General features: G+C 73.4%; 6 protein-coding genes. 3 read left to right on the top strand and 3 right to left on the bottom strand.

All coding sequences use genetic code 11. From position 1 onward, the window contains the following. The first annotated feature begins 24 nt into the window (after positions 1 to 24). Positions 25 to 1,203, top strand: a complete 1,179-nt coding sequence (moeZ, locus tag ACIP93_RS06030; protein WP_401756175.1) for an adenylyltransferase/sulfurtransferase MoeZ — start codon at positions 25 to 27, stop codon at positions 1,201 to 1,203. 88 nt (positions 1,204 to 1,291) lie between these two features. On the opposite strand, the gene ACIP93_RS06025 is transcribed toward moeZ, so the two are convergent. From ACIP93_RS06025 to ACIP93_RS06015, 3 genes are all read right to left on the bottom strand, one after another. Beyond that, entirely contained in the window at positions 1,292 to 2,938 is a 1,647-nt protein-coding gene (locus ACIP93_RS06025; RefSeq protein WP_401756172.1) for an alpha/beta hydrolase, read from the bottom strand. Between the two features lie 153 nt (positions 2,939 to 3,091). After that, the gene (locus ACIP93_RS06020; RefSeq protein WP_345228550.1) at positions 3,092 to 4,648 is read right to left on the bottom strand and encodes an alpha/beta hydrolase; all 1,557 of its coding nucleotides are present in this window, start codon (positions 4,646 to 4,648) and stop codon (positions 3,092 to 3,094) included. A gap of 103 nt (positions 4,649 to 4,751) precedes the next feature. Then, entirely contained in the window at positions 4,752 to 7,595 is a 2,844-nt protein-coding gene (locus ACIP93_RS06015) for a lysylphosphatidylglycerol synthase domain-containing protein (protein WP_401756168.1), read from the bottom strand. Between the two features lie 218 nt (positions 7,596 to 7,813). On the opposite strand from ACIP93_RS06015, the gene ACIP93_RS06010 reads away from it, so the two are divergent. Together ACIP93_RS06010 and ACIP93_RS06005 are read left to right on the top strand one after the other, a co-directional pair. Next, positions 7,814 to 8,227 carry an MGMT family protein gene (locus ACIP93_RS06010; RefSeq protein ID WP_401756165.1) on the top strand — a complete coding sequence of 138 codons (414 nt, stop codon included), beginning with the start codon at positions 7,814 to 7,816 and terminating at the stop codon, positions 8,225 to 8,227. A 278-nt stretch (positions 8,228 to 8,505) separates the two neighbouring features. Beyond that, the gene (locus tag ACIP93_RS06005) at positions 8,506 to 12,060 is read left to right on the top strand and encodes an ATP-dependent helicase (protein ID WP_401756162.1); all 3,555 of its coding nucleotides are present in this window, start codon (positions 8,506 to 8,508) and stop codon (positions 12,058 to 12,060) included. The last annotated feature ends 38 nt before the right edge of the window (positions 12,061 to 12,098 follow it).

Genomic DNA, 12,098 nt, shown 5'->3' with positions numbered 1-12,098 from the left:
GATTGACCGACCACCGGAGTTCCCGTGTCGCTGCCACCCCTGGTCGAGCCCGCTGCCGAGCTCACCGTCGACGAGGTCCGTCGGTACTCCCGCCACCTGATCATCCCGGACGTCGGGATGGACGGGCAGAAGCGCCTGAAGAACGCCAAGGTGCTCGCTGTGGGCGCCGGCGGCCTCGGGTCCCCCGCTCTGATGTACCTGGCCGCCGCCGGAGTCGGCACGCTCGGCATCGTCGAGTTCGACGAGGTCGACGAATCGAACCTGCAGCGCCAGATCATCCACAGCCAGGCCGACATCGGCCGCTCGAAGGCGGAGTCCGCGAGGGACTCGGTCCTCGGCATCAACCCGTACGTGAACGTCGTCCTGCACGAAGAGCGGCTCGAAGCCGAGAACGTGATGGAGATCTTCTCCCAGTACGACCTGATCGTCGACGGCACCGACAACTTCGCGACGCGCTACCTGGTCAACGACGCGTGCGTGCTGCTGAACAAGCCGTACGTATGGGGCTCCATCTACCGCTTCGACGGCCAGGCCTCGGTCTTCTGGTCCGAGCACGGTCCCTGCTACCGCTGCCTGTACCCGGAGCCCCCGCCGCCGGGCATGGTGCCGAGCTGCGCCGAGGGCGGCGTGCTCGGCGTGCTCTGCGCGTCCATCGGCTCCATCCAGGTCACCGAGGCCATCAAGCTCCTCACCGGCGTGGGCGACCCGCTGGTCGGCCGCCTGATGATCTACGACGCCCTGGAGATGCAGTACCGCCAGGTCAAGGTCCGCAAGGACCCCGACTGCGCGGTCTGCGGCCCGAACGCGACCGTGACCGAGCTCATCGACTACGAGGCCTTCTGCGGCGTCGTGTCCGAGGAGGCCCAGGAGGCCGCCGCCGGCTCCACGATCACTCCCCGGCAGCTCAAGGAGTGGATCGACGCCGATGAGAAGATCGAGATCATCGACGTCCGCGAGCCGAACGAGTACGAGATCGTCTCGATCCCCGGCGCGAAGCTGATCCCCAAGGGCGAGTTCCTGATGGGCACCGCCCTGGAGAGCCTGCCGCAGGACAAGAAGATCGTCCTGCACTGCAAGACGGGTGTCCGCAGTGCGGAAGTTCTCGCCGTGCTGAAGTCGGCGGGCTTCGCCGACGCCGTGCACGTCGGCGGCGGCGTGATCGGCTGGGTCCACCAGATCGAGCCGGAGAAGCCGGTCTACTAGGCCGGCCGGATGTGCCGAGGGGCCGGGCGGCCAGGGGCTGCCCGGCCCCTCCGGCTTGTCCCGAACGGGCGAGCGGGCGGGGCGGCCACTACGAGCAGACGGTGCCCGCCGCCGGTATTCTCCCGTCCAGCAGATACGCGTTGACGGTCCGCACCACACAGGCGTTGCCCGTCGGGTAGGCCCCGTGGCCCTCGCCCCTGAACGTGACGTGCACGCCGACGCCCTTGCCCAGCTCCTCCGCCATCCGCTGCGAGCCCTCGAAGGGTGTCGCGGGGTCCCCGGTGCCGCCGACCACCAGGACCGGTGCCGAGCCGGGGGCCGAGACGTCCGTGTCGGTGTGCGCGCCCCGCACCGGCCAGGAGGCGCACCAGCCCGCCAGGTCCCAGGCCAGGAACGGGCCGAAGACCGGGGAGACCTTCCGGAAGTCCGCCAGGTGCGTGGCGCGGACCTGCTCGGCGGTCGGCCGGGCGGCGGTGTCGGCGCAGGAGATGGCGCGCTGCGAGTGGTGCGCGGTGCTGTAGTGCCCCTGCGAGTCGCGGTCGTTGTAGGAGTCGGCGAGCAGGAGCAGCAGGGTGCCGTCGCCGTCCTCCGCCGCCTTCAGGGCCCGGGTGAGGGCGGGCCAGCTCTCCTTGCTGTAGAGCGGGGCGATGATGCCGGTCAGGGCGAGGCTCTGGGTGAGTTCGCGCCCTCCGGACGCCGGGAGCGGCTTCCGGTCCAGGCGGTCCAGCAGGCGCCGCACCCGGTCGGTGCCCGCCTCGGCGCTCGCTCCGCTGCTCCTGGAGTAGTTGTCCAGGGCCCGCTGGAAGCCGAGTGCCTGGTTGCGGGCTCCGGCCACGCCGTCCGCGGACGGGTCGACGACCGCGTCCATCACCAGTCGCCCCACCTTCCCCGGGAACAAGTGGGCGTAGACGCCGCCCAGTTCGGTGCCGTAGGAGAAGCCGAAGTAGTGCAGTCTCCGGTCGCCCAGGACCTGGCGCAGGACGTCCAGGTCGCGGGCGGCGTCGTCCGTGCCGACGTGCGGGAGGATCTTCCCGGAGCGCTTCGCGCAGCCCTCGCCGAACGCCTTGGCGTCCGCGAAGTAGGCCCGTTCCTCGGCCGGGGTGTCCGGGGTGGAGTCCAGGGCCAGCGAGACGTCGGTCTCCTTGTCGTCCCGGCACACCACCTCCGAGCTCTCCGCCACGCCCCGGGGGTCGAAGCCCACCAGGTCGTACCGCTCGCGCAGGGCGGCGAACAGGTCTCCCATCTGCGGCAGCGACGCCACCCCTGACCCGCCGGGCCCGCCGAAGTTGAACAGGAGCGAGCCGATCCGCTTGTCGTCGCCGCCCGTCGCGCGCGCCCGGACCAGCGCGATGCCGAGGGTCTCGCCCTTCGGGGCTGCGTAGTCCAGCGGGACCTCGGCGGTGGCGCACTGCCACTCCCGGCCGGGCCGCTGCGCCTCGTTGCCCTGCGCCTTCGTGGGCGGGGCGCACTCCTTCCAGACCAGCTTCTGGCCGGTCAGGGCCGCCGGCAGCCCGGACTTCGGATCGGGGGCGGGCGGCCGGGCACTGCCCGTGGGCCCGGCGGCCGAGCCGGTCCCGCCCGCTTCCGGCCGGTCCGGCTCCGTGTTCGTGGCGCATCCGCCGACGGTGGCGGCGGCCAGAACCGCCGCCACTGCCAGGGCACTTGCCCTCGCCCCCGCCCTGGTGTGTCCCGCCCGCCGTCCCGCTCCCCGCCGTGCCGCTCCCCGCCGTGCCATGGCCGATCCCCCCGCCGCGCGTCGTAACGCATTCGTCCGACACCTGCCCCGATGTCGAAAGCAGGTGCCAACATCCTAGGGTCGACCACTGACAGTCACGGAAATCCCTTGCGGTGACCGGCCGTCACCGGTCCGGCGGCCCTCCGCGCGGTCCTACTCGCAGACCTTGCCGGCTGCCGGGACCTTCCCCTCCAGCAGGTAGTCGTCCACGGCCGACTTCACGCACGTGCTGCCGCCGTTGTACGCGCCGTGGCCCTCGCCCTTGTACGTCAGCTCCACGCCGACGCCCTTGCCCAACTGCTCGGCCATCTTCCGCGCGCCCTCGTAAGGCGTCGCCGGGTCACCGGTGTTGCCGATCACGACGATCGGCGCCGCGCCCGGCGCGCTCACGTCCGGCGTCTCCCACTGGCCGGGCACCGGCCACGACGCGCAGCCGGACAGGCCCCAGGCGAGGAAGTCGCCGAACACGGGGGAGGCGGCCCTGAACTCGGCGACCTTCGACTTGGCGTACGCCAGGTCGTAGCGCTCCTTGGAGTCCACGCAGTTGATCGCGGCGTTGGCCGCCCCGATGTTGCTGTACGTACCGTCCTCGTTGCGGCCGTTCATGGAGTCGGCGAGGACCAGCAGCAGCGCGCCGTCGCCGCCGTCCGCCTCGTCGAGGCCCTGCTCCAGGTAGGGCCAGAACTCCTTGGAGTACAAGGTCTGGACGATGCCGTTGGTGGCCTGGCTCTGCGTCAGCTCACGGCCGGGCGTGCCCGGGATCGGCTTCTTGTCGAGGCGCTGGAGGAGGGCGACGATGTCGTCCTCGATCTCCCGCGGCGTGCTGCCCTGGAGCTTGCACTCGTCGCCGCGCGCCACGCAGTCCTTGGCGAAGTTGTTCAGCGCGAGCTGGAAGCCCTTGGCCTGGCCCAGGGAGCTCTGCTCGGTCTTCTGGGTGGGGTCCACGACCGCGTCGAAGACCGCCCGGCCGACCTTCTTCGGGAACAGGTGGGCGTACACGCCGCCCAGTTCGGTGCCGTACGAGATGCCGAAGTAGTGCAGCTTCTCGTCACCGAGGACCTGTCGCATCAGGTCGAGGTCCTTGGCCGCGTTGGTGGTGCCCACGTACGGCAGTTCCTTGCCGGAGTTCTTCTCGCAGGCCGCCGCGTACGCCTTGACGCCGTCGGCGTACTTCTTCTCCTCGGCGTCGTCGTCGGGGGTGGCGTCCTCGGCGTAGTACGCGTCGAGCTCCTTGTCGCCCTGGCACTTCACAGGAGCGCTGCGGCCGACTCCCCGGGGGTCGAAGCTCACCAGGTCGTACCGGGTGCGCAGCTTCTCGTAGTCCTTGGCGGCGCTCGGCAGGGTGCTCACCCCGGAGCCGCCGGGCCCGCCGAAGTTGAAGATCAGCGAGCCGATGCGGCTGTCCTTGTCGGAGGCCTCCGCGCGGATCAGCGCCAGGTCGATGCGCTCGCCGTCCGGCTTGGCGTAGTCGCGCGGGGCCTGCATGGTCGCGCACTTCCACCGGGCGCCGCCGGGCAGCGGCGACGGCTTGCCGCCCTCGCCCTGGGCGGGAGTCGGGGCCGGGCACTCCTCCCACGTCAGCTCCTGGGTGGCGAGGTCCTGCTTCTTGTCGTCCTGCTTCTCACCACCGTCGGAGCATCCCGCGAGGGACAGCAGTACGACGACGGAGGCGGCCAGGGCCGGAACGCGCAGAGCGGAAGGGGTAGGCATGCCCTCTATCGTGCGCGGTGGGGTGCCGGTCCGCGCGCGCCGGGGTCCAAGCGGGTGCCCCTGCCACCTTCTTCGAGGGGACGGGGAGGCACCCGGCGGGTGGTCACAGGGCGCCCTTGCGGGTGAGGCTGTTGAAGCACAGCCACCCCGGCAGCACCGGCAGCCAGAAGGTCAGCAGCCGGAACAGCATCACCGCCGGCGTCGCGACCTCCTTCGGCACCCCCACGAACGTCAGCGAACCGATCAACGCGAGCTCGACCGCGCCGACACCGCCGGGCGTGGGCACCGCCGAACCCGCCGCGTTGGCCGTCAGGAACACCACGGCGACAGCGGCGTAACTGAGGTGCTCGTTGTCGCCCTGTCCGAACGCGCGGATCGACGCGTCCAGGCACATCACGAACACCACCGTCAGCAGCACCATGCCGCCGATGCCGGTGGCGAGCTTCTTCGGCCGCTGGAGCACGTCCAGCATGCGCGGCACCACCCCCGCGAACAGCGACCGCACACGGGTGACGACGAACTTCCGCAGGAACGGTACTGCCGTCACGATCATCGCCAGCACCGCTGCCGTCAGCAGGCCCGCGATCACCGTCCGGGACGGGGTCTCCCAGGAACTCTGCGAGGTCCCGGTCACGTATCCGAAGATCATCAGCAGGCCGATGTGGCTGCCCAGGCCGAAGAGCTGGGCGGCGCCCACGCTCGCCACGGCGAGTCCGGGCCGTACGCCCGACCGTTGCAGGAAGCGGGTGTTGAGCGCGACGCCGCCGATCGCCGCCGGCGCCACCAGCTTGACGAACGACCCGGCCACCTGCGCCTTGACGGTCTGCCAGAACGAGACCTTCTCCGGGACGAAGCCCAGGAGGCTCATCGCCGCCGCCACGTAGCTGAGCGCGGAGAAGAGCACCGCCACCGCGACCCAGCCCCAGTTCATCTGCGCGAAGGCGTCGGTCACCGGGTTTTCCAGCAGCGTCGAGATCAGGAAGTACGCGGCGAAGGCGCCCGCCAGCACGCTGACGAGCGTGCGCGGCTTGATGCGCTCCAGCCGGGCCGCCTCGACCGGCGCCTGGGGGCGGATCAGCAGCACCTGGTGGCGGATCTGGGCCAGCAGGTCCTCTTCCCTGGCGTCCTCGATCGCGTCGTCGATGGCCTCCTTCTCGGCCTTCTTCTCCGCCCGTACGGCCTTGCGCCCGGGGACGTCCGCGTCCGCGCCCTTCTCCCGGGCCCTGGCCTCCTTGGCCGCCTCCGACGCCGCCAGGACCGCTTCGCGCTGGCGCTGCGCCCGCTCACGGCCCAGCTTGCGCAGCGTCGCGCGGGTGGAGCGGCTCAGCGCGATCGGCTGGAGCAGCGGCAGGCTGTCGGCGACCCGGTCCGGGCCCAGCACGTCCAGGGCGCTCGCCACGGCCCGCTCGGCCCCCGCGCGCAGCCCCAGCGTGGTCAGGAGCTGCGCCACGTCCATCCGCAGCACCACGTCGCCCGCGGCGATCTCGCCGCCCCGCAGATCGGTGAGGATCACCGTGCCGGAACGATCCACCAGGATCGCGTCGCCCGTCAGCCTGCGGTGCGCGATGCGCCGCGACTGGAGGGCCTCCACCTGCCGCCAGGCGTCCCGCAGCAGCTCGTCGGTGATCTCCTCGTCGGGCAGCGAGTCCAGCGACCGGCCGCCCAGGTGCTCGTACACGAGCATCACGGCGTCCGGGCCCAGCTCGGAGGTGGCGATCAGCTTCGGGGCGTTCGCACCGGCGGCGATGGCCGCGTACGCGAGGAGCGCCTCCTGCTCCAGCGCCTGGCGCAGGGACTGGATCGACCGGCGCTGGGTGATGCCGCGCAGGGTGACCCGCCGCCACACCCGGTAGAAGAACCCGTGCGCCTGCTGCTCGCGGTCGACGACCGTGATGTCCAGCGGCGGACCGTCCTCCAGGGTGACGAGGTAACGCCGGCCCCGGTCGCCCTGGTCGCCCATGTCGGGGTCGTCCTCGGCGCGCATCGCCGACACCGGACGGAAGCCCACGTGCCGCAGCCCGGCGAGGAGGGTCTGCCCGGTGGGGCGCACATTGGGGGAGCCCACCGCGTAGAGGGTCGCGTACGCCACCGTCCAGCCGATGAGCACCGTCACGACGATCGACAGCGGCGTCGTCTGACCGCCCACCAGCACGGCGAACGCGTTGAGCAGCAGCACCGCCCACAGCGCCACCCGCCAGCGCGGCCTGCGCGCCATCCCGACCGCCGTCATGTACGCGATCACCGGTGCGAGGTAGCCGTGCACCGGGTCGGTGAGGCCGGAACCGTCGCTCGCGAGCCGGGTGAGGGCCTCCCGGATGGGCTTCGGGGCGGACCCGGAGACCCACAGGTCGGTGGCGAGCGCGACACCGTGCGCGAGCACCGCGGCCAGCACGCCGTCGGCGATGCGCAGGCCGTCGCGTTTGATCAGCCGTTCGATCGCGAAGGCCACCGGGAGGATCAGCACGGCGATGCTGGAGATCAGGCCCGCCAGCCGTACGAAGACCACCGGGGTCTGCGCCGTGCCGTCGATGATGTCCTGCTCCAGGCCGGACGCGGTGCCGTGCGCGAACGCCGCCAGCGCGATCACACAGACGATGCCGAACAGGCCCGACAGCAGCCGCACCAGGTCGGCGGGCCGGTGCACCCGGGCGGCGAGCAGCGGCTCGTCGCCGGACACCCGCTCGGAGTGCCCCTTGTCGAGCGTGACGAGCGTCGCCCCCGCGGAGGAGCTGTCGGCCGCCTCCGCGGAGGACCAGTCGCCCGCCCCCGCGGAGGCCCTGTCCGCTGCCGCCCCCGCAGCGCTGTCTGCGGTCCTGTCCGCGGCCGTGTCCACGGCCGTGTCCGGCCGTGGCGGGCCGTCGTCGGTCTGTTCGCCGCCGCCGTGCGGGGCGTCCGTCTCGGGGCGCGGGACGGCGTCAGGAGCGCCCGCCGCCGGTCGAGGCTGCACGTCCTGCTCCTTCATCGTCGTGTCTTCTTGCTCTCGTCTCACCGGTCACCGTCCGGATGATGGTGGCATGACCGGATGATGACAGGGGGCCGCAGGGTGCCGGGCCCCCGTTCGTCCCGTGCACGGTACGCGCGCGCGTGGTCACAGGCCCACTGTGTTGTTCGGCGCCGGGGGCCCGTGCCGGCCCGTTGTCGGTGGCGTGGTGCAGGATGGGCCGGATGAGCGACGAGCTGTCCCCCGGTGACGAACCGCCCGAGTACCCCGAGTACGCGGAACGGGTCCTGGCGGTCGCCGAGGAGGTCCCTCCCGGCCGGGTCATGACGTACGGCGACGTGGCGGAGTGGCTGGAGGAGGGCGGCCCGCGCCAGGTCGGGCGGGTGATGGCCCTGTACGGCGGCGCGGTGCCCTGGTGGCGCGTGGTGCGTTCGGACGGTCGCCTGCTGCCCGGGCACGAACTGCGCGCCCTGGAGCGCTACCGGCAGGAGGGCACCCCGCTGCGCACCGCCCCCCGCAGCGCCGACGGCCACCTGCCCCGCCTCGACATGAGGCGGGCCCGATGGGACGGCGGCACGGGCGCCGGAGCGGACACGGGGGCGGTCACCGGGGCGGAACCCGGGAGCGACGGCCCCTGAGACCGGGCCCGGTGCGCGGCGGATCGCAGGGCTCACACCGTCCAGCTTCCGCCATCCGCCGCCGTCACGGGCGGTCCGCAGACCGTACGGAGTACGCCGTCGCGCACTCCGGTGCGCCCCCGCGGCCACCGGAGGCGCTGCGTCCGGGGCGTTCACTGGCGTAGCGTCCACAGCACGCGGTACGCCGGACGCGCACGGCACACCGACCCCGTACGGCACAGTCACCCCCTACGGCCGCGAGACGGCCGGCACATCACCCACCAGGACCAGCAATCCACGTGAGCACCTCCACTTCCTCGGGCCACCCGGGGGCCTCCCGCAACCAGACGTACCGGCACTCTCCACGGTCGCGGCAGCGGCCTCCGGGCGCCTACCGGCTGATCCGGACGGCACCGGGCCGCGTGGACCCTCCTCTGCTGGACGCACCGCAGCGCGCGGTGGTTGACCACGCCGAAGGCCCCCTGCTCGTCCTGGCGGGCCCCGGCACCGGCAAGACGACCACCCTCGTCGAGGCCGTCGCCGCCCGGATCGCCGCCGGAACGCGCCCCGAGCGCGTCCTGGTGCTGACCTTCAGCCGCAAGGCGGCCGTCGAACTGCGCGACCGGATGGCGCTGCGCCTGGGCTCCCGGCAGTCGCCGCAGGCCACCACCTTCCACTCGTTCTGCTACGCCCTGGTCCGCGCGCACCAGGACAGCGACCTGTTCAGCGAGCCGCTGCGGCTGCTGTCCGGCCCCGAGCAGGACGTGGCGGTGCGCGAGCTGCTCGCCGGCGAGATCGACCTGGAGAAGTCCGGGCTGGCGCACGTGCGCTGGCCCGACGAACTGCGCGCCTGCCTCACCACCCGCGGTTTCGCCGACGAGGTGCGCGCCGTCATCGCCCGCAGCCGCGAACTGGGACTCGGCCCCGGGGCCCTGCGGGACTTCGCCGCGCGGATCGGCCGCCCCGACTGGCAGGCCGCCGCGACCTTCCTCGCCGAGTACCTCGACGTGCTCGACATGCAGGGCGTCCTCGACTACGCCGAACTGGTGCACCGCGCGGTGCTGCTCGCCGAGCGCGAGGCGGGCACCGGACGGCTGGCCGCCGCCTACGACGCCGTGTTCGTCGACGAGTACCAGGACACCGACCCCGCGCAGGTCCGGCTGCTGCGCGCGCTCGCCGGGCAGGGGCGCACCCTGGTGGCCTTCGGCGACCCCGACCAGTCGATCTACGCCTTCCGCGGCGCCGACGTCGGCGGCATCCTCGACTTCCCGCACACCTTCCGCCGTACGGACGGCCGCCCGGCCCGCGTGGAGGTCCTCACCACCTCCCGCCGCTCGGGGGGCGCGCTGCTGGCCGCCACCCGGCTGCTGACCCGCAGGATGCCGCTCAACCGGCTCCCGGCGGCGGCCGTGCGGGCGCACCGGGACCTCGCTCCCGTGCGCGAGGGCGGCAGGGTCGAGGTCAACACGTACCCGACGGCGGGCGCCGAGCTGGACAACGTGGCGGACATCCTGCGCCGGGCCCACCTGGAGGAGGGCGTGCCGTGGAGCGAGATGGCGGTGCTGGTGCGTGCGGGCGGGCGGACCATACCGTCGGTGCGGCGCGCGCTGACGGCGGCGGGGGTGCCGCTGGAGATCGACGGCGACGACCTGCCGCTGCGGCACGAACCGGCGGTGACACCGTTGCTGACGGCCCTGCGGGCGGTGGCGAAGGCGGCGCTGGCCCAGGTGCCGGTGACGGCGTTCACGGGGGAGCGGCAGGACGGGGGCGCGACCGCCGACGAGCCGGGCGGTGTCGTGGAGGACGCGCCTGACCTCCTCGCCGAGGACACGTCTGACTCGGCCGTGGAGGACATGCCCGACACGGTCGTGGAGGACACGCCCGACACGGCTGTGGAGGACACGTCCCGCACCCCCGCCGAGGACACGCCCGACACCGCCCCGGTGACGCGGCCGGGCGAGGCCCCGGCCGCCCCCTCCTGGCTCGGCGCCGAGACCGCCGCCGAGCTCCTCGCCTCGCCCCTCGCGGGCATGGACGCCGCCGACCTGCGCCGCCTCGGGCGCGCCCTGCGCGACGAGGAGCGGGAAGCGGGCAGCAAGGTGCCGCCGCCCTCCGACGTCCTGCTCGCCCGCGCCCTCGCCGAGCCCGAGCGCCTGGTGGCCCACGACCCCGCCTACGCGCGCGGCGCCCAAGTGCTGGGCGCGCTCCTGCGCAAGGCCCGCGAGCTCCTGGAAGGCGGCGGCACCGCCGAGGAGGCCCTGTGGGTCCTGTGGGACGGCACCAACTGGCCGACGCGCCTGGAGCGGGCCGCCCTGCGCGGCGGCGCGGCGGGCCGCAACGCCGACCGCGACCTGGACGCCGTGTGCGCCCTCTTCGACACGGCGGCCCGCGCCGAGGAGCGCTCCGGCGGCCGGGGCGCGCTCAACTTCCTGGAGGAGCTGGATGCCCAGGACATCGCCGCCGACACCCTGAGCAGGCGCACCGTACGGTCCGAAGCCGTACGCCTGATGACCGCGCACCGCTCCAAGGGCCTGGAGTGGCGGCTCGTCGTGGTCATGGGCGTGCAGGAGGGGCTCTGGCCCGACCTGCGCCGCCGGGGCTCCCTCCTGGAGGCCGACCGGATCGGCCGCGACGGCCTCGCGGAGCCGCTGACCCCCGGCGCCCTGCTCGCCGAGGAGCGCAGGCTCTTCTACGTCGCCGCCACGCGCGCCCGTGAACGCCTGGTCGTCACCGCCGTCAAGACCCCCGCCGACGACGGCGACCAGCCCTCCCGCTTCCTCACCGAACTCGGCGTCGAACCCAAGGACGTCACCGGTCGGCCCCGGCGCCCCCTCGCCGTCTCCGCGCTGGTGGCGGAGCTGCGCGCCACCACCGTCGACCCGAACGCCACCGAGGCGCTGCGCGACGCCGCCGCCCGCCGGCTGGCCCGCCTCGCCGCGCTCAGCCACGAGGACGGGCAGCCGATGGTGCCCGCCGCCCACCCGGACCGCTGGTGGGGGCTGCACGAGCCGACGCACAGCGCGGTGCCGCTGCGCGACCGCGACCAGCCCGTCGCGCTGTCCGGCAGTGCGCTCGACCAGCTCGCCAACACCTGCTCCCTCCAGTGGTTCCTGGGCCGCGAGGTCAAGGCGGACGCCCCCGCGACCGCCGCCCAGGGCTTCGGCAACGTCGTGCACGTCCTCGCCGACGAGGTCGCCTCCGGGCGCACCCCCGCCGACCTGGCCGTCCTCATGGAGCGCCTCGACTCGGTGTGGGACGCCCTCGCCTTCGACGCGCCCTGGAAGTCCCGCCAGGAGAAGGAGAAGGCGCGCGCCGCCCTGGAGCGCTTCCTGGCCTGGCACGTCACCGACCGGGGCGGGCGCACCGTCGTCGCCACCGAGCACGGCTTCGACGTCACCCTGGAGGCGGGCGGCGAGTTCGAGGTGCGCATCCGCGGCTCCATGGACCGCGTGGAGACCGACGGACAGGGCCGGGCGTACGTCGTCGACTTCAAGACCGGCAAGTCCGCGCCCACCCGCGACGAGGTCGTCCACCACCCGCAGCTCGCCGTCTACCAGCTCGCCGTCCGCGAGGGCGCCGTCGACGACGTCTTCGGCGGCCGGCGCCCCGAGGCGGGCGGCGCGGAACTCGTCCAGTTGCGGCAGGGCGCGGCCAAGAAGGACGGCGGAGAGTCCCTGCCCAAGATCCAGGCGCAGGCGCCGCTGGCGGGGGAGTGGGTCGGCGACCTGCTCGCCACCGCGGCCGGCCGGGTCCTGGACGAACGGTTCGCCCCGAAGACGGGCAGCCAGTGCGCCCACTGCGCCTTCCGGGCCTCGTGCAGCGCCCTGCCGGAGGGCAAGCACGTGGTCGACTAGGCGACACCTCCCGCCGGAACCGCGGGCCGGCGACCCTG

It is taken from the genome of Streptomyces sp. NPDC088745 (assembly GCF_044751045.1).
Classification (GTDB): domain Bacteria; phylum Actinomycetota; class Actinomycetes; order Streptomycetales; family Streptomycetaceae; genus Streptomyces; species Streptomyces cremeus.
Note: the sequence above shows the minus strand (reverse complement) of the source record. Positions and strands in the feature narration are given on the sequence as shown.

Coding starts and splice junctions, on each gene's coding strand:
- ACIP93_RS06025 (WP_401756172.1), bottom strand. CDS start 2,938: ATGGCACGGCGGGGAGCGGCACGGCGGGGAGCGGGACGGCGGGCGGGA.
- ACIP93_RS06020 (WP_345228550.1), bottom strand. CDS start 4,648: ATGCCTACCCCTTCCGCTCTGCGCGTTCCGGCCCTGGCCGCCTCCGTC.
- ACIP93_RS06010 (WP_401756165.1), top strand. CDS start 7,814: ATGAGCGACGAGCTGTCCCCCGGTGACGAACCGCCCGAGTACCCCGAG.